Consider the following 18,099-nt stretch of genomic DNA (forward strand, 5'->3'; position numbering starts at 1 on the left):
GCCCAAGAGAAAGTAACCAAAGAGAAAGGCACCCCCGCTTGGCGCTGGCCGGTGAAGCCGGCCAGTCCGTGAGGGGCTGCCGGGCTTTTCGACAGGACATCCTTGTCCTGTTGAAAAGGGATCGGCGTCCTGCCGATCCCCCTGCGGGCCTGATCGTCCACCCCTCACCGCCGCAAAGGGGCCCGAAGATCAAAAGCGAAAAGCCAAAAGCCAACGCCGCCTTGTAGGAGCGCACTCGTGCGCGACCGCAGAATGTTGTCGTTGCCTCACTGATTGGCTTTCGCGTGTCCTACCGCTGAGCCAGAACCCAGCGTTGCGGTCGCGCACGAGTGCGCTCCTACAGAAAAAGCCGGGGCGCCAGGTCGCTAGGCGAGCCGTAGATTTAAGCCCTCTTCGCTGCGGCGCGTTGCGGGGTAGCCGCAGTGTGGCGGCGCGACGCCTGTCGCAATCCGGGCTCCGAAACCTTCAGTGCTTGTATCCGACGCCATGCAGAGCACCTCTGCACTATGGCGCGTTGCGGGGTAGCCGTGCCGTCTGTCGGATGGATCGCACGGTGCCGATGACCGAAACCTCCAAGGCTTGTATTCAACACGACGCTACCTGAGCTCTGAAGGCCGTTTTCTTTGGGTTACTTTTCTTTTGGGCCAGCAAAAGAAAAGTGACTCGGCCTTCGGCAGAAGGTCGAAACGCCCGCCGCGCAGGTGGCACGCTGGCGGTATCGCTCATCCAGAACTAAGAGCAAAGTCACTGGATCCCCGCTTTCGCGGGGATGACGGCTCGGATGAGGCGGTGAGGCGGTGAGGCGGTGAGGCGAGAATGCTGCCACCCACAACCATGTCGAGGACAACGCCCCCACCTAATGCCTAGCCTCCAACACAATATTGAACGGCGTCTCCGCCGCCCTCCGAAACCTGCTAAACCCACCACCATCAACAACCACCTCCCGCAACCGCGCTTCCCCCGCCTGCGCCCCCAACGCCGGCCCATGCCGCGCCAGCGACACCGGCACACAGATCTGCGACGACGCGCCGTAATACACCCGGCCGACCGGGTTGAGGTTGTCCTTCACGCGATCCCCGGCAAACGGCTCCACGATCATGCAGCTGCCGTCCTCCTTCAACGCCTCACAGGCATGCCGGGCAGCGCCCACCGGGTCGCCCATGTCGTGCAGGCAATCGAAGAAGGCAATCAGGTCGAACTCCTTGCCGTCGTAGCCCACCGCATCCGCCACCTCAAACGACACATTGCTGACGCCGGCCGTGCGAGCACGCTCACGTGCCACGTCGATCGAGGGCGCGTGGTAGTCGTAACCCACGAACTCCGCCTCGGGGAACGACTGCGCCATGAGGATGGCACTCGCACCATGGCCGCACCCCACGTCCGCCGCGCGTCCGCCATGCTGCAGCTTGTCCACCACACCTTCCAACGCAGGTAGCCATGCGCCGATCAGGTTGGCGTTGTAGCCAGCCCTGAAGAACCGCTCAGTGCCCTTGAACAGGCAGGGATGGTGTTCGCCCCACTCCATGCCTTCGCCGTTGCGGAAGTGGTCCAGCGTGCGGTCCTTGGCGTGGAAGATCGCCTCCACGATCCCGTACGCACCCGGCAGATCCACCGGGCCGTTCGGGTTGGCCAGGCATAGCGCCTGCTCTTCGTTCAACCCATAGGTACCACTGGCTTCGTCGTAGTCGACGTAGCCGCCGGCGGCTTGATTGCCAAGCCACTCACGCACATAGCGCTCGTTGGTGCCGGTGCGCGCGGCGAGCCCCGCCGGGTCCAGCCGTTCGGCCGCAAGCGCCCGATAGAAACCCAGTTCGTCGCCGATTTCGATCAGGGTGGCGCTGATGGCCGCCCCAAGGTCGCCCACGGCCTTGCCCAGAAACGCCTGCAGTCGCTGCTCGTCGATTGCCATGACACACGCTCCGCGGCACCGCCCACGTGGCGGTGGAGTACGATGAAACACCCTGCATACGCCTTCGACCGCCAACGCGCCTCTCCCAAACCGGACAGCGCGAAAGCCATAGGTTGATGGCTGGAGCCCTCCATGCGAGAGCCGTCGCGGCATCCGGTGACGCGGGAACCACACGCAAGTCCCTTACCTGGCGCTTGCGACGCGGAGCTGCTGTCCACCCTGCTCGATCAACTGCTGATCGGCGTGATGCTGGCCGACGCTTCGGCGCGGCTGTGCTATGCGAATCGACGGGCGCAGGAGCTGCTGGCTGAGCGCGACAGCCTCGTGCTGGGCCCTTCCGGATTGGTCGCCGCCACCAACGGCGATACGCGCCGGTTGCGCCACGCGCTGGCTCTGACGGCCGCTCCTCGTCCCGACTCGCCGCTGCCCACCCGTTACCTGGCCCTGCCAAGGCGCTCGCCGCAGGGGCGCGTGCTCTTGCTGCGACTTTCCCCCTTACCAGGCACCGCACCGTTGGCGGCCATCTTCATCACACCGCCTGAACATCTGCCACTGGTACCGCGCGAGGCCATCACCGAAGCGTTCGGGTTGACGCCCCGGGAAGCCGCGCTGGCCGGCCTGCTGGCCGAGGGACACGAACTGCGCGATTGCGCGCGGCTGTTGCTGATGGGGGAAGGCACCGCCCGCAGCCATCTCAAGCACGTCTTCGAGAAGACGGTAAAACACAGCCAGTCCGCGCTGGTGGCGGAGCTTTGCCGGATCGCCGGCCCCTGCCGGTGAGCGGTGGAACAGGTGCTGGAGCCCGCTAGGGATGCCCGGATTAAATCGCCGCACCCGTCACCGCACGGTAGGCGCGCAACGCTTCGCCCCGCCACCTCGACAGGCAACCAGCCTGCCTTTGACGGCGTGACTGTGCGTTGCGCGCCTACCGTGCGGCCCCAACAGTTTGAATGTAAATGAAGGGGTGACATCCAGAAGGCCCACAAGCGGCGGCGCGCGACTTGAACAGACGGCCAGTCTGCCCTGCGTCACGCACCACCGCCTGTGGGCCTTCTGGATGTCATGCCGGGCACGGGGATTTGATCAGGGCATCCCTGGCCCTGACCTAGCGCTGACCGCACAACCAAGTCTTGCATTGAGCCCGATGCGCTCCATGGTTAAGCTCTTAACGCTTTTCGGCCTCGTGTGAGGCAGCCACGGGGACCGTTTTGAGTAACGCATCGAACCACGACAGCCGGCATCCGCTGCTCACGGCTACTCTGCTCGCCCTGATCGTGGCGGCCATGAATATCGGCCTGTGGTGGTGGAGCAATCTCCCGCATGGCCCCGAGGACTGGAAAGGGCCGATCGGCGGCTTCGCCCTGTCCGCCTTCCAGCGTTACCAGAGCCCGCTGAAAAACGATTTTCCGTCGGACGACGAGATCGAAGGCGACCTGAAACTGCTCAAGCAGTACACCTCGCGCGTCCGTACCTACTCGACGTTGGAAAACCCGCAGGTGTACCGCCTGGCGGAGCGGCAGGGTCTGCACGTGCTGGCTGGCGCCTGGATTGATCGCCGCCTGGACAACAATGAAAAGGAAATCGAAACGCTGATCGCACAGGCGCGTCGTTTCCCCAATTCGATCGACCGCGTGCTGGTCGGCAACGAGGTGCTGTACCGCAACGACATTCCGGCGGAGCAGCTGATGGCCTACGCCGATCGCGTGCGCGCGGCGGTGCACCAGCCGGTGTCGATTGCCGAGCCCATTGGCGTGTGGCAGAAGTACCCCGAGCTGGCCGATCACGTCGACTTCATCACCGTGCACCTGTTTCCGTACTGGAACGGTATTCCGGTGACCGGCCCTGGCAGGGGGCTGAATGCGTTCCCCGCCGTGGCCGATGTGCTGGGCAGCTATGAAGTCCTGCAGAAGATGTTCCCCAACAAGCCGATCGTGATCGGCGAAGTCGGCTGGCCGTCGAACGGTGACCGCTTCAAGTACGCCGACCCGTCGGTGTCGAATCAGGCGATCTTCCTGCGCACATGGTTCAACGAAGCCAAGAAGCGCAACATCGACTATTACGTCATGGAAGCCTTCGACCAGCCCTGGAAGGAGAAGCTGTCGGGTCGCACCGAGGCGTACTGGGGCATGTTCAATGCCGACCGCCAGCTGAAATTCCCGTTCACCGGCCCGGTGACGGAAGACACCGCCTGGCCGTGGAAGGCGCTAGCCGCCAGCCTGCTGGCGCTGTTGCCGATGATTTGGTTCGCCAGCCGCTACAGCCGCTTCAAGCTGATGGGCCGCTTCTTCTTCTGCGCGCTGATCCAGCTGGCCTGCGGCCTGATCACCTGGTCGGCCACGCTGCCGTTCAATTTCTATCTGAGCTGGATCGACTGGACCATGCTGGCCCTGCTGTTCCCGGCCCAGATCGCAATCCTCGCCATCCTGCTCATCAACGGCTTCGAGTTCACTGAAGTCTTGTGGCGCCGCAAATGGATTCGTCACGCCGGCCTGCTCGCACCCGACCCGGTGGAAAAGCAGCCGTTCGTGTCCATCCACCTGGCCTGCTACAACGAGCCGCCGGAAATGGTCATGGTGACGCTCGACTCGCTGGCCGCGCTGCACTACGAGAACTACGAAGTCCTGGTGATCGACAACAACACCAAGGACCCGGCGATCTGGAAGCCGGTGCAGGAGTACTGCGAGAAGCTCGGCAGCAAGTTCCGCTTCTTCCATCTGGAACCGTGGCCCGGCTTCAAGGCCGGTGCGCTGAACTTCGGCCTGAAGGAAACCGACCCGCGCGCTGACGTGGTGGCGGTGATCGACGCCGACTACGTGGTGCGCGAAGACTGGCTGTCGGCACTGACCGGCTACTTCCACGACCCGAAGGTGGCCGTGGTGCAGTGCCCGCAGGCGCATCGTGACTTCGAGCACAACCGCTTCCGCCGCATGACCGCGTGGGAGTACGACGGCTTCTTCCGCATTGGCATGCACCACCGCAACGAGCGCAACGCCATCATCCAGCACGGCACCATGACCATGGTGCGTCGCTCGGCGCTGGAAGGCACTGGCGGCTGGTCCGAGTGGACCATCTGCGAAGACGCCGAGCTGGGCCTGCGCCTGATGCACGCCGGCTATGAGCTGGTGTACGTCGATGAACTGATGGGCGTGGGCCTCACCCCGGCCGACTTCAAGGCGTACAAGAGCCAGCGCTATCGCTGGGCATTCGGCGCCATGCAGATCCTCAAAGGTCGCTGGGACTGGATGACCAAGAAGGGCCCGCTTTCCGGCGGCCAGCGCTTCCACTTCCTCACTGGCTGGTTCAGCTGGTTCGCCGATGCGCTGCACCTGATCTTCACCATGATGGCGATCTTCTGGACCGCCGGCATGGTGGCCTTCCCCACCTTGTTCACGCTGCCGATGCAGCTATTCCTGATCCCGGTCATCGGCTTCTTCTTTGCCAAGGCCATCTTTGGCATCGTGCTGTACCGCGTGCGCGTTCCATGCAGCTGGTACGACACGCTGATGGCCTCGCTGGCCAGCATGGGCCTGTCGCACGCCATCGCGCGCGGCATCCTGCACGGCCTGACGCGCGAGAAGACTTCGTTCGTGGTGACGGCCAAGAGCCGTCGTCTGGGCGGTAGCAATTTCGCTGCGTTCGCTCCCGTGCGTGAAGAGCTGCTCATGGCCATCGCCCTGACCGGCTGCATTGTCGGCATGGCATTGAGCTTCGGTACGCAGTACATCGAAGGCACGTTGTGGATGTTCATCCTGGCCGCGCAGTCCATTCCTTATGTGTCCGCGGTGATCGGCGCTTGGATAGCGCATAAGGCTGGCGACAAGGCGGGTTGATATCCGTCGTCTCGGCGAGCCGCTGTTCACCAGCGCTCGCCCATGGATCGGCTAAGCTTCGGGTCGCCTGTTTTTCACCCCACAGGCGACCCCACTCCAGGACGGAACCAGGATCGGATGCGCCGACTTCGAGGCCTGACACTACTGTTGCTGTGGCTGCTCCCCATGCTTGCGCATGCGGGCGTACAGCTGGTGGTGGAAGGCGTGGACGATCCGCTCAAGAACGCCGTGACCTCGGGCGTCGACATCTCCGCTTACGCCAATCGCGAGGTCACCGAAGCGCAGGTGCACCGCCTGTACAACCAGGCGCTCGATCAGGCCAAGAGCGCGCTGGAGCCTTACGGCTATTACGAAGCCCAGGTGCACGGCCAGCTCAATCCGATAGGTGACGGCTGGCGCGTTACCTTGCACGTCACGCCGGGCCAGCCGGTGGTGGTGACGGCCGTGAACATCACGCTCGACTCGCAAGCGACTGCCATTCCCGCTGTACGTCGGGCGCAACGCGCCATTGAGAACCTCAAGGGGCAGACGCTCAATCACGGTGACTACGATTCGGCACGTGACGCCTTGAGCGGTGCTCTCACCGCCAACGGCTTTCTCGATGCGCGACTGGTCACCCGCCGCGTGGAAGTGAATCGTGGCGAACGCAGCGCCGTGGTTCGCCTGGCATGGGAGACCGGCCCGCGCTATCGCTTCGGGCAGGTGCACTTCGAGGGCTCGCAATTCCGCGAAGGTTTCCTGCAACGCTACGTACCCTTCAAGGCCGGCGACTACTTCTCGCAGGAAAACCTGCTGCGGCTACAACAGGCATTGAACTCCGCCGACTACTTCTCGATGGTCAATGTGCTGCCCGATGTCGAAGACAAGAAGAACAACGTAGTGGACGTGAAGGTGGAGCTTTCGCCGGCCAAGCGCACCATCTATTTCGGCGGCCCCTTCTACGGCACCGATACCGGTATTGGCGTGCGCATCGGCAGTGAACGACGCTGGATCAACCGCCGCGGCCACAAGTGGCGCAACGAGGCGGTGATCTCGCAGAACCTGAAGACGATCTCCACGCTCTACACCATCCCCATGCCCGGCTCGAACCAGCGCAGCTTCAACTACGGCGCAACGTACGTCGACTCCAATACCGACACCTCTAAATCGAAGACCTTCCAACTGGTGGCCAACGAATCCCGCCAATGGCATGGCTGGGTGCGCACCATCGGCTTGCGCGCGCTCGACGGCACCTTCACGGTGGGACAGAAGAGCGGCGAATCCTACAACACACCGGGCGTGGAGCACGGCAGCAGCAACCTGTTCTACCCAGAGGCCACGCTGTCGCGCAAATCCGGCGACAATCCGGTGTTTGTGCGCAGCGGTTGGTCACTCGCATTCAGTGCACGCAGCACCGTCGGCGGGTTCTTGTCCAATGCCGCCTTCAGCCAGGTCACTGCCGACGGCAAGTGGATCGACAGTTTCTGGGGCAACAATCGCCTGATCCTGCGCAGCTCCGCCGGCGTCACCTGGACCAACGACTTCAATTCCCTGCCACCGCAGTTGCGCTTCTTCGCTGGCGGCGACCGCTCGGTGCGTGGCTACGGTTTTCAGGCCATCGGCCCCAAGAATTCTTATGGCCGCGTGGTGGGTGGCAAGAACCTGCTGGTGGGTAGCTCCGAGGTGGAACACTACTTCACGCGGCAATGGGGCATGGCAGCGTTTGTCGATGCGGGCAACGCGTTCGATGGCACCGATTACCGCCCCAAGGTGGGTGCGGGTTTAGGCGTACGCTGGTTGTCGCCGGTGGGCATGATCCGTGTGGATGTCGCCACGCCGGTGCATAACCCGGATGACCACGGCGTGGAACTCCACGTGGTGATCGGACCGGATTTGTGAGCACGCCGCGATGACCGACACGCCCTCGCCCGCACCCACCCAATCGCGCCGCCGCTGGCTGCGTTGGACGCTGCTGACACTGTTCGCCCTGGTGGTGTTGCTGCTGGCGTTCGTCGGTTGGCTGCTGGGCACCGCGCCGGGCTTGCGCTTCGCACTCGCGCGCGCCGAGGGGCTGACCAACGGCGCACTCACGGTGCAGTCTGCGCAGGGGCGCCTTATCGGCCCGCTCGATATCACAGGCCTGCGCTATGCCGACGGCAGCGGCCTCGACGTCAACGTTGCCAAGGCCCACCTGGATCTGCGTGCGCGTTCGCTGCTGCGCAAGCAACTGCACGTGCTCGATCTCCATGCCGATGGCGTGGAAGTGGCCCTGGCGAAAAGCCAGCCGGACCAGTCCCAAAGCAGTTTTTCCTGGCAGCCTCCGATCAACATGGTGCTCGACCGGGCGCGTGTCGGCACGGTGAAGATCACCCAGGACGGCCAGCCGGTGTTCGCCTCCGATGCACTCGATGTGGCTGGCAGCTGGACCGGCCACGGCATCGAGCTGCGCCAGCTGACACTGCGCGCACCTGATGGTCATGTGGATCTCACCGGCAACATCATCGTCGGCGGCAAGTATCGTGGTGACGGCAAGCTCAATTTTGCATGGACGCTTAGCGGCACCGAATACGCCGGCGAGCTGCAGGCACGCGGCGATGGCAAGCAAGCGCATCTCGATCTCGAGCTTACGCAACCCATGGCGGCGCATTTGCAATTGCAGCTGGCTCAGGGCGGCGACTATGCGTGGACAGGGCGTGTCGACGCGCCGCGTTTCAATCCGAAGCCGTTGCTGGGCGACAGCTCACTCACTGGTCTGGCCGTCGCACTGAGCGGCCAGGGTAATCGCCGCAGTGGCACGCTCACTGGCCAGCTCGGCCTCAACGACTACCAGCTGCAACTGCAGCCATTGAGCGCACGCTTCAGCGAGGACCTCAAGACCCTGACGGTGGAACAGCTCGGCGTCAGCTCCACGCAGTTCAAGGGCAACCTTGCCGCGCGCGGCACGATACAACTCGCCCATCAGCCGTTGACCGCTGACCTCACCGTCGACTGGAAGGATGTCGAATTGCCCGAATCCATGGTCGGGCAGCTCTTGCTCAGCCACGGCAGCCTGCATGCCACCGGTGGCATCGATCAGTTCCATGCTGAAAGCGCTCTGGCCATCGGCCCGCCCGACAGGCTGGCCGACATCACGCTCAATCTCGACGGCACACAGCAGCTGCTCAACCTGCACGCGTTCACCATCAAACAAGCGCAAGGCGAACTGCAAGCCAACGGCACGATCGCGCTGCAACCCGTGCTGGGCTGGCAACTCGAAGCCACCGCCAAGACGTTTGACCCCGGCCATCTGCTGGCCAAGTGGAACGGCTCGCTCGATTTCGATATCGCCACGCAAGGCACGCTGCCGCAGGATCGTCCGGACGTAGCGCTGGAAATCCGCAAGCTGGAAGGCCGTCTGCGTGACCGCACGGTTCGCGGTGAGGGCAAATTGCACCTGCCACCGGAAGGTGTGGTCGAAGGCCGGTTGCATCTGGTATCCGGCGGCAGCGATGCGGTGATTGAGGCGCGTCCTGGCAGCAGCAACGACGTCACCATCCGCCTCGCCGTTGCCACGCTCGGTGACTGGTTGCCGGATGCAGCAGGCCGGCTGCAAGGCACCATCCAGGTGCGCGGCAAGCACCCGCGACTTGCGGTCGATGCGAATCTGCAGGGACAGGCGCTGAGTTATGCAGGCCAGCGCGTGGACAGCCTTCGCCTGCTCGCCAATGTGCCTGATATCAGTCATCCCGGTGGCAGGCTGGATCTGCAGGCGGGTGGCGTGAATGCAGGCGGCCTCAACTTCACTCAGGTCAACGTGCGTGGCGATGGTACGGCGGAGCATCACAGCCTTAGCTTGAACGCACACGGCTCGCCGCTCAGCACCGATCTTGCCGTGAACGGCAGCCTGCGAGGCTCGTCGTGGAGTGGCACGCTGTCCACGTTGAATATCGACCTTGCGGGGCTGCCACGTTGGCGCCTGCAGCAATCCACGACGCTGTCGTACAACGACGGCGCCATGAACTTGTCTGAGCTATGCCTCACCGCCGGCGAACCGTTGCTGTGTGCGGCGGCCAGGCAGGACAAGGCCGGCAATCTCGACGCCAGTTACCGTCTGCGCAACATGCCTATCGCCTTGCTGATGAGCGCCATCAGCAGCAGCAAGGTGCCGATGCGCGTCGCCGGCACGCTCGAAGGTGACGGTAATGTCCGTCGCAACACCGCAGGTGCGTTGAATGGCACCGCGTCGATTACCTCGGCTCACGGCGCCATCGCTTATGCCGACCGCCCCGACGAGCCGCTGATCACCTACAACAACCTCACGCTCAATGCGCAGCTGAGTCCCGCCAACCAGCATATTGAACTGCACGCGGGGCTCAGCAATCAGGGGCGTCTGGATGGCCAGGTCAACATCAGCGGCGCACAGCAGGCGCTCAGTGGACGTGTCTCTGTTCAGGCCAACAACCTCGCGTTGCTGGAAATCTTTACGACCGAGGTGGTGAATCCGAAGGGTGTCATCCAAGGTGACTTCACGCTTGGCGGAACACTTGCACAGCCTGCCATCAACGGCCAGGCCGGCCTCAATAATTTCGCTGCAGAAATTCCTGCCATGGGCCTGAAGCTCAGCCAGGGTCATGTCACCGTCAGCACACCGGATACTCAGCATTTCCGCATCGACGGCAGCTTGCATTCCGGCGATGGCAACCTGGTCCTGCAAGGTAATGCGTCACTGGGTGTCGATGCGCAAAGCGTGTTGACCGTAAAGGGGAGCAACGTCACTGCCGTGGATATTCCGGCAGCCAAGGTCACCGTCTCGCCTGATCTCGCCTTGCGCCACGGCACCGAGGGTCTGGACATCACCGGCAGCGTGACCGTCGACAGCGCCGACGTGAACCTGGACAAGCTACCGGGATCAGGCGCCACCCGCGCCTCGCCCGATGTCGTGATCGTGGACGCCAAGGAGCCGCAGGAACAGGCCAGCCGCATGCCGATCACGGCGACGGTCACTGTCGATCTCGGCCACAAGACGCACTTGGTCGGCATGGGCCTGGATGGTCGTCTGCGCGGCCAGCTGGTGGTCAGTGAACGCCCGGGTCGCGCAACCACCGGACAAGGCCAGATCCTGGTGGATGGCACGTACAAAGCCTACGGCCAGAATCTGCAGATCGATCGCGGCCAGTTGTTGTTTGCCTCAACGCCCATCGACAACCCCGGCCTCAACATTCGCGCGGTCCGCCGGATCAACCCCAACGCCACCGTCGACGATGGCCAGCAAGTGGGCATCCATGTCGCCGGCACGGCGCAACGACCTGTGCTCACCATATTCTCGCAACCCGCGATGGATCAATCCGACGCGCTTGCTTATCTGGTTACCGGCAGGCCGCTGAACCAGGTGAGGAGTGGCGAAGGCAGCACGGTGAATGCGGCCGCGCAGGCGTTGGGTTCCGCTGCCGGCAATTTATTGGCCAAGAGCATTGGCTCGCGTCTTGGCTTCGACGACATTGGTGTCAGCAATAGCGATGCCCTCAATGGCGGCTCAGCATTCACCATGGGCAAATTCCTCTCGCCACGCCTGTATATCAGCTACGGCGTAGGCCTGTTTGATCCGGGCCAGGTCATCACCTTGCGCTACCACTTCAATTCGCGCTGGAGTTTCGAGGCGCAAAGCGCAACGGATTTCAGCCGTGCGGCGCTTAACTACCGTATCGAGAGATAGCGGCGCCTCGGGCCTTCTCTCTCACTCGTCATTCCGGCCTGTGCTGGGGTGAGCGACAAATACATGCGTCTTCAATCTTCCTTTTTGACTCGAGCGTTTTCAGCTTTTGGTGTTACAAAATAAGGCCTGGTATGAATCGAAATAGGGAAGGCTTGTTTGAAACGACCGCGAAGACATGCCTTCGTCGTCGCATCCCAGAACAAATGCCCCTCGCTAGCAATCACATGTTGCCGACGCAAGCCTCCAAGGGCCAAGACGCGACTCAGTCGCGGTTCGCCAACAAATAACCTACGCGATACGGGCTAATTATTTCTTAAACGGTCGATCGGGCGGGTCTATTCCATCCGCTGCTGAACGCCAACCTGTGTACTTCCCGCACTTCGGATAGGTCGTCGTACCGTCGTCGTGGTCGACATAAACGGCATACTTTATGACACCACCATTGACGCTCTCAACGCAAAAATAGGTAGCAAACATCCTCACAAATCCTGTCTTGTCTGGGATGCCCTGCAAAACGAACATATAGGTTTCACCGGCAGCAAGTGGCTTTCCGCCCCCCATCTTGGTGTAACCCGGAACGGGCTTGTTGTAGGTAATGCAAGCGCCCGCTCGCAGATGCACAGGCTTTGCGCCTTGCTGCAACACTATCGCCCATTCTTCGGGCGGCCACTCCGCATGAAATGCCATAACGCCAGCGGCGCGCAAATCGAAGGCCTCGGACCCACTCGCCAGACAGCCCTTTATGACGCTTCCTTCCTGCGTCAGGTCTAAGGCGGGGAAGTGCACCGGACCATCGCTTGCATAGACGTTTCCCGCCAGGAAAGAAGCGCCGATAAACAATAGAATGCAACGCATAGCGTTCTACTTGGGCAGGTGGGAAAGACTAAGCGGATTCACAAACGGCGCCATAACTCGATATAGATCGAAGAAGTTTGCATTCGGATTGTACGCCGCCCATCGGTGCTTATAGATGCAAATCATGTAGTAGTCAGAGATTAGATCGCCTTGTTGCTCCATGTTGAAATCACTTAGTTTGCTTGTTGGCGTCAAGGTGTAGCTGTAGGAGGATGAACCAGCCAATTGCAACGCGAGCCCATTCCGCTTTACTCCGTAGCCTCGTTGAAATTGCCATACATGCACCATTTCATGGATGAAGCGGCGTTTATCGTCGTCCGGCGCTATTGAAAAGTCGTCTTGATAGATCAGGGATGGAAAATACATTTCACCATCCGGCGTCATTGCTCTACCGGGATCTTGAAAGCCGAACGCGTAGCCAGAACCGCGGTGATGTACCTTCACCGTACCGTAATTGATGCCATCACCGAACACCGTGCGCGCCATGAGTTGCTCACCTGCGGTGAGGCCACGTGATCGTCCTTTGGGCAACGGTACGGACGTAACTAGCGGCGCGTCCGTCTTCGTGGTTGTTGCGAGCGCACGTGCGCCCCCTCCCAAATAGATGCGTTCTTCATCGTTCCACCACAAATCCGGCGCATGGCAGCACATCGTCTCGCGACGGTCCCTTATTGCCGTCAAAGTCATTGTCTGTATATCTGCCGGCCTGGGTGTCGAAATAACCGCCGATAGCCCGTTCGCGTCTGTGGTCCCGCTAGGACGGGAGCCGTCGCTCAGGTCAAGGCAATACTTAACATTGCGTACCGGCTGGCCTTCGCCTTCAAATACAACGCGAATTTGCGCGTTGTAGTCGTAGGGGTTGATCCTCGGTGCTGGCCATTGCCCCCTAAATTCTGGCCAGCAAGTAGCACAGCGGCTCTCTCGTGGGCATTTTTCCATCGAACAACCCTCTAGCGTGTAGAGGGCTCATGTGAGCCGACAGAGAAAGCCGCCACAATCAGCAATTGACTCCCTTTCACGTAGGTGCGCCAAACATGGCGCATTCCCCCCGCGTTTCGAATCGCGCGGCCTTGCTCGTGCTGATGCCTTGACCTCTGATCGGCAAGCAGCCAGCACTCAAGGTTGCATTTGCCGCAATCGCTGCAGCTCACCCTTCAGCCAAACTGCCGACAACTGTTCCTTGCCGTCGCAATTCACCTTATAGGGTTTGCCGCTGAAGCTGCTCTCGCTCCCTGCGCGCTCGATGAACTGCTCCGCTGAATTCACGATGTTCTTGCGCACGAGATAGTCCAGCTTCTGCCGCAGATGTGCTTGCGCTTGTGTAGCGCTGTACGCGCTGCCGTTGCGAATGAAGGTGCAGTGGCTGCTGCCAACGAAAGCCAGCAATGCATTCACCTCCCGCTGACCGGTTGCATCCAGCGCTGCGTGCGCATTCACCGATAACCCACTCGCGCCGGCCAGAAGCACCGCAATCACGCCACCACGCCACCTACCCTGCATCACCTTGCCCTCCCATGGCAGGCTCGCCCATCGCAAATAGTCACGAATTATCACCGTAGCCCATTGGTCATACCCCACGCACCCTCGCCTCGGGCTATTGTGGTGCCCTTTTTATCCTCAGGAGTATGCGGCCATGCGGCAATTTCGTTGGATTCTCACGGCAGCGGCGCTGACCAGCACCTGCGCGTTGGCGGCCACCCCGACCGAACCCGCAGCGGCCCACGCACCCGCCCGTAGCGTCAGCGGCATCGACCTTGCCGGCATCGACCACGGCGTGCTGCCAGGCAACGACTTCGATAACCATGCCAACGGTACCTGGAAGAAGACAGCCGAGATTCCGGCCGACCGCTCCAGCACCGGCGTGTTCCTGGAAGTGTTCCAGAAGGCCGAGCAGCGCACCGCGGATCTGATTCGCGACGCGGGCAAGGGCAATCCGGCCAGCGGCAGCAACGAGCGCAAGATCGCCGACTACTACGCCGCCTACATGGACGAAGCCGGCATCGAGAAGCTTGGCCTCGCCCCGCTGCAGCCGGAACTGAAAAAGATCGACGCCATCAGCACCAAGGCGGACCTCGCCCGCGTGCTCGGCGAAGGCCTGCGCGCGGATGTGGACCCGGTGAACGCCACCAACTTCCATACCGAGCATTTGTTCGGCTTGTTCGTCTCGCATGGTCTGGTGGACGCGCAGCACAACATCCCGTACCTGCTGCAGGGCGGTATTGGCATGCCCACGCGCGACTACTACCTGTCGGACGACAAGGCGATGGTCGAAACGCGCGGCAAGTACCAGACCTATATCGCCGCCCTGCTCAAGCAGGCTGGCATCGCCGATGCCGACGCGAAGGCCAAGTCCATCCTCGAACTCGAAACGAAGATCGCCAAGGCGCAAGTCGACATCGTCGAAAGCCAGGACGTGCACAAGGCCAACAACCCGTGGCCGATGGCGTCGTTCGCGAAGAACGCACCGGGCCTCGACTGGGCCGCGTTCTTCAAGGCGGCTGGTCTTGATCAGCAGAAGATCGTGAACGTGTGGCAGGTACCGGCCATCAAGGGCCTTTCCGCGCTGACCGGCAGTGAATCGCTGCAGACCTGGAAGGACTACCTCACGTTCCACGCGCTCAACGAAAGCGCGAGCTTGCTGCCCAAGGCGTTTGCCGACCTCAGCTTCGGCTTCAACGGGCAGACCCTGTCGGGCACGCCCAAGCAGCGTGATCGCTGGAAGCGCGCGGTGGCCAGCACCAATGTGTCGCTCGGCGACGCGGTGGGCCAGATCTACGTGAAGAAGTACTTCCCTGCCTCGTCGAAGCAGCAGGTCGAGCAGATGGTGAAAAACATCCTCGCCGCGTTTGACGACCGCGTGGATCACCTCGACTGGATGACTCCGGCCACGCGCGAAAAAGCCAAGGCCAAGATCGCCGCTATCCACGTCAGCGTGGGTTACCCGGAAACCTGGCGTGATTTCAGCACGCTGGAGATCAGCCCGAACGATGCACTGGGCAATCAGCAGCGCGCACTGAAGTTCGAGTACCTGCACCAGCTCGCCAAGCTTAACCAGCCGGTGGATCGCGGCGAATGGTGGATGACGCCGCAGACGGTAAACGCGGTCAACCTGCCGCTGCAGAATGCGCTGAACTTCCCGGCCGCCATTCTCGAATCGCCCTTCTTCGATCCGAAGGTGGATGCTGCCGCGAACTACGGTTCGATCGGCGCCATCATCGGTCACGAGATCAGCCACAGCTTCGACAACCTCGGCGCCGAGTTCGACGCGCAGGGCAACCTCAACAACTGGTGGACACCGGAAGACCAGGCGCACTTCAAGGCCGCAGGCCAGAAGCTGGTGGAGCAGTTCAACGCCTATGAAGCGCTGCCGGGCCTGCATGTGAACGGCCAGCAGACGCTGGGCGAGAACATCGCCGACGTATCGGGCCTGACCATCGCCTATCTCGCGTATCACAAGTCGCTTGGCGGCAAGCCGGCACCGGTGCTCGACGGCCTTACGGGCGACCAGCGTTTCTTCCTCGCCTTCGGCCAGTCGTGGCGCGAGAAGGTTCGCGAGGCCGCCATGCGCGCACGCGTGATCGGCAACGAACACGCCCCGGGCCGCTTCCGCGCGCAGACCGTGCGCAATCTTGACGCGTGGTACGACGCCTTCCAGCCGAAGCCGGGCCAAACGCTGTATCTCGCGCCGGCGGATCGCGTGAGGATCTGGTAACACACCACCCATGCGATTAAACGAAAAGCCACGCCTCGTAAGAGGCGTGGCTTTTTCTTGGAGCACTCTTCAGACCACACTGTAGGAGCGCGCTTGCGCGCGACCCCAGCCAGCCTCAGTCCCGACTATGGGGACCCAAATGCCGCGCTAGACCACATCGAACGTACGCATCATGAACACGCTGTACGGATCCTCGACATAGTCCGCAAACGGCCCGCAATAAACGAAACCGAATCGCGCATACAACTGACGCGCCGCCTCGAAAGCGACGGGTGACCCTGTTTCCAGACTTAGCCGACGGTAGCCTCGCCGCCCGGCTTCATCAAGCAAGTGCTGCAACATCAGCGCAGCCACACCCCTGCGTCGATGCCGGTTGGACGTGCGCATGGATTTGATCTCCCCATGCGACGCATCCAGCTGCTTGATGGCGCCACAGCCGAGCAACTCGTCTCGTTCCCAGACAGTCCAGAACGTGATTTCCGGCTGGCGTAATTTCGCCAGATCCAGCGCATGGATGCTCTCCGGCGGCGAGTGCAGCGCCATGTCGTCGAGATGTTCCTGCAGCAGGGCGGCGATGGCGGCGCCGCTCAGATCATCGATGCGGATGTCCAAGTCATACCCCCTTCACATGAGGCCCCAGTCTACGCGACAGCGCCGCCTTCTCTGTAGGAGCGCACTTGTGCGCGACCGCAACACTACCCGGTTGCCGCTCCGTTTGGTTGTCGCGCACAAGTGCGCTCCTACCGAAAACGAGAACGCCCTCAGGCGATGCCCAAACCTTCGATACCAACGATGTCGTGCGCATCAAAACCAGCCATCTCCGCGAATCGGCGACCGCGATCGGCGTAGTCGTGGAATTGGTCGAAGCTTGGCGCGCCCGGTGACAGCACGATGGTGCCGCCCGTGGGGGTCATGGCACGCGCTCGCACCACGGCCGCAGCCAGGTCATTCACCTCTTCCACCTTCACGCGCGCTTTGCGCAGCGCATCCGCGATGCGCGGGCCATTGGCACCCTGTGCCACGATCGCGTGCGGAGCGTGCGCCTTCATCGCAAAGACAAACTGACTCCAGTCCAGACCGCGGTCATGCCCACCCACGATCACAGTGACTGCCCGGCCCTGCAGGCTGCCCAGTGCCGCCAACGTCGCCAGCGGCGTAGTACTGATGGAGTCGTTGACCCAGTGAAAACCGTCATGCTCACCCAGCGGCTGCAGACGATGTGGCAGAGGACGGAAGGTAGCAAGCGCCGCTGCGGCTTTCAGCGCATCGAAGCCCATCGCCTCAAGCGCCGTCAGCGCAGCACAGGCATTGAGTGCATTGTGAGCGCCCGGCGCTCGCAGGCCCGCGATTTCAAACACGGGCTGCGAACCTCGGCGAATGAAACCGCCCGCCACATGCCAGCCATCGACGTGGCCAAACACGATGCGGTGCGGATGCTTCGCCGTGCGTTTGAGTAGAAACGATTGCGTGGCATTGACCAGCAGCTGCTTCGACACATCCGCCAGCTTGAGCTTGTCGTCGATGTAGCGTTCACGCGAGCCATGCCAGTCGAGGTGTTCTTCGTAGAGGCTGGTGATCACGCCAAGCTCCACCGGGCCGGCTTCACCCGTCTGGAAACTGGAAAGCTCGATGACCCAGAGATCGGCCGACGCATCCAGCAGCTCCAGCAAGGGCATACCGATATTGCCGGCCAGTGCGGTGCGCACGCCAAGGCTGCGCGCAAGGTGCGCCAGCATCGCCGTGGTGGTGCTTTTGCCTTTGGTGCCTGTAACGGCGATGACGCGAGCCTGGGGCTGCTCGGCAAACCACAGCGCGGTGCCGGAGGTGATGTGGATACCGGCCTCGTGCGCCGCAAGCAGCGCCGGCTTGTACGCGGAGATGCCAGGGGACTTCACCACCACGTCGAACATGGCCAAGGCGGTTGCGTCGGGCTCGTGCCCGCGCACATCCAGCGCGGCGTCGAAGGCCTGAGCCGATACCACTTCGGCATCGGCGCAGAACAGCGTCAACGGCAGCTGCGGCAAGCGCGCGCGGATGGCCGAGATGGCGGCGCGCCCTTCCCGGCCAAAACCCCACACGGCAACACGCTTGCCAGCGAGATCGGCGATGCGCAGTGGTGACG

At 62.3% G+C, this 18,099-nt stretch carries 11 protein-coding genes; 5 read left to right on the forward strand and 6 right to left on the reverse strand.

Features of this window, described 5'->3' with window-relative positions:
* Nucleotides 1–856: 856 nt before the first annotated feature.
* A complete protein-coding gene (locus AC0GUR_RS10925) occupies nt 857–1,909 on the reverse strand; it encodes a class I SAM-dependent methyltransferase (RefSeq protein ID WP_472877506.1) in 1,053 nt (350 codons plus the stop codon).
* 132 nt (nt 1,910–2,041) lie between these two features.
* Between AC0GUR_RS10925 and AC0GUR_RS10930 the strand changes: the two genes are divergently transcribed.
* The 4 genes from AC0GUR_RS10930 to AC0GUR_RS10945 all read left to right on the forward strand — a co-directional run bounded on the left by AC0GUR_RS10930 (nt 2,042) and on the right by AC0GUR_RS10945 (nt 11,410).
* On the forward strand, nt 2,042–2,689 hold the full coding sequence (locus AC0GUR_RS10930) for a helix-turn-helix transcriptional regulator (protein WP_472877507.1): 648 nt from the start codon (nt 2,042–2,044) through the stop codon (nt 2,687–2,689).
* Nucleotides 2,690–3,192: 503 nt separating this feature from the next.
* Nucleotides 3,193–5,739, forward strand: a complete 2,547-nt coding sequence (locus tag AC0GUR_RS10935; RefSeq protein WP_472877679.1) for a glycosyltransferase family 2 protein — start codon at nt 3,193–3,195, stop codon at nt 5,737–5,739.
* 117 nt (nt 5,740–5,856) lie between these two features.
* Complete coding sequence (locus tag AC0GUR_RS10940; protein ID WP_472877508.1) at nt 5,857–7,617, forward strand: autotransporter assembly complex protein TamA; 1,761 nt, start codon at nt 5,857–5,859, stop codon at nt 7,615–7,617.
* 10 nt (nt 7,618–7,627) lie between these two features.
* Complete coding sequence (locus tag AC0GUR_RS10945) at nt 7,628–11,410, forward strand: translocation/assembly module TamB domain-containing protein (protein ID WP_472877509.1); 3,783 nt, start codon at nt 7,628–7,630, stop codon at nt 11,408–11,410.
* A gap of 306 nt (nt 11,411–11,716) precedes the next feature.
* On the opposite strand, the gene AC0GUR_RS10950 is transcribed toward AC0GUR_RS10945, so the two are convergent.
* The 3 genes from AC0GUR_RS10950 to AC0GUR_RS10960 all read right to left on the reverse strand — a co-directional run bounded on the left by AC0GUR_RS10950 (nt 11,717) and on the right by AC0GUR_RS10960 (nt 13,765).
* Complete coding sequence (locus tag AC0GUR_RS10950; protein WP_472877510.1) at nt 11,717–12,265, reverse strand: hypothetical protein; 549 nt, start codon at nt 12,263–12,265, stop codon at nt 11,717–11,719.
* 6 nt (nt 12,266–12,271) lie between these two features.
* A complete protein-coding gene (locus AC0GUR_RS10955) occupies nt 12,272–12,952 on the reverse strand; it encodes a hypothetical protein (RefSeq protein ID WP_472877511.1) in 681 nt (226 codons plus the stop codon).
* A 429-nt stretch (nt 12,953–13,381) separates the two neighbouring features.
* Nucleotides 13,382–13,765 (reverse strand): YfeK family protein, encoded by a 384-nt coding sequence (locus AC0GUR_RS10960; protein ID WP_472877512.1) that lies wholly within the window; start codon nt 13,763–13,765, stop codon nt 13,382–13,384.
* A gap of 133 nt (nt 13,766–13,898) precedes the next feature.
* Here AC0GUR_RS10960 and AC0GUR_RS10965 point away from each other — a divergent pair, with 133 nt between their 5' ends.
* Nucleotides 13,899–15,977: a M13 family metallopeptidase gene (locus AC0GUR_RS10965; RefSeq protein WP_472877513.1), complete on the forward strand. Its 2,079-nt coding sequence runs from the start codon at nt 13,899–13,901 to the stop codon at nt 15,975–15,977.
* 147 nt (nt 15,978–16,124) lie between these two features.
* On the opposite strand, the gene AC0GUR_RS10970 is transcribed toward AC0GUR_RS10965, so the two are convergent.
* Both AC0GUR_RS10970 and murD read right to left on the reverse strand, forming a co-directional pair.
* The gene (locus AC0GUR_RS10970; RefSeq protein WP_472877514.1) at nt 16,125–16,589 is read right to left on the reverse strand and encodes a GNAT family N-acetyltransferase; all 465 of its coding nucleotides are present in this window, start codon (nt 16,587–16,589) and stop codon (nt 16,125–16,127) included.
* A gap of 149 nt (nt 16,590–16,738) precedes the next feature.
* Entirely contained in the window at nt 16,739–18,091 is a 1,353-nt protein-coding gene (murD, locus tag AC0GUR_RS10975) for a UDP-N-acetylmuramoyl-L-alanine--D-glutamate ligase (RefSeq protein WP_472877680.1), read from the reverse strand.
* Nucleotides 18,092–18,099: the final 8 nt, after the last annotated feature.

This window comes from Dyella sp. PARNA 12/25, from assembly GCF_055702865.1.

What these genes read in the sequence shown, in the direction of transcription:
- AC0GUR_RS10925 (WP_472877506.1), bottom strand. Translation starts at nt 1,909, where the DNA reads ATGGCAATCGACGAGCAGCGACTGCAGGCGTTTCTGGGCAAGGCCGTG.
- AC0GUR_RS10930 (WP_472877507.1), top strand. Translation starts at nt 2,042, where the DNA reads ATGCGAGAGCCGTCGCGGCATCCGGTGACGCGGGAACCACACGCAAGT.
- AC0GUR_RS10935 (WP_472877679.1), top strand. Translation starts at nt 3,193, where the DNA reads ATGAATATCGGCCTGTGGTGGTGGAGCAATCTCCCGCATGGCCCCGAG.
- AC0GUR_RS10940 (WP_472877508.1), top strand. Translation starts at nt 5,857, where the DNA reads ATGCGCCGACTTCGAGGCCTGACACTACTGTTGCTGTGGCTGCTCCCC.
- AC0GUR_RS10945 (WP_472877509.1), top strand. Translation starts at nt 7,628, where the DNA reads ATGACCGACACGCCCTCGCCCGCACCCACCCAATCGCGCCGCCGCTGG.
- AC0GUR_RS10950 (WP_472877510.1), bottom strand. Translation starts at nt 12,265, where the DNA reads ATGCGTTGCATTCTATTGTTTATCGGCGCTTCTTTCCTGGCGGGAAAC.
- AC0GUR_RS10955 (WP_472877511.1), bottom strand. Translation starts at nt 12,952, where the DNA reads ATGACTTTGACGGCAATAAGGGACCGTCGCGAGACGATGTGCTGCCAT.
- AC0GUR_RS10960 (WP_472877512.1), bottom strand. Translation starts at nt 13,765, where the DNA reads ATGCAGGGTAGGTGGCGTGGTGGCGTGATTGCGGTGCTTCTGGCCGGC.
- AC0GUR_RS10965 (WP_472877513.1), top strand. Translation starts at nt 13,899, where the DNA reads ATGCGGCAATTTCGTTGGATTCTCACGGCAGCGGCGCTGACCAGCACC.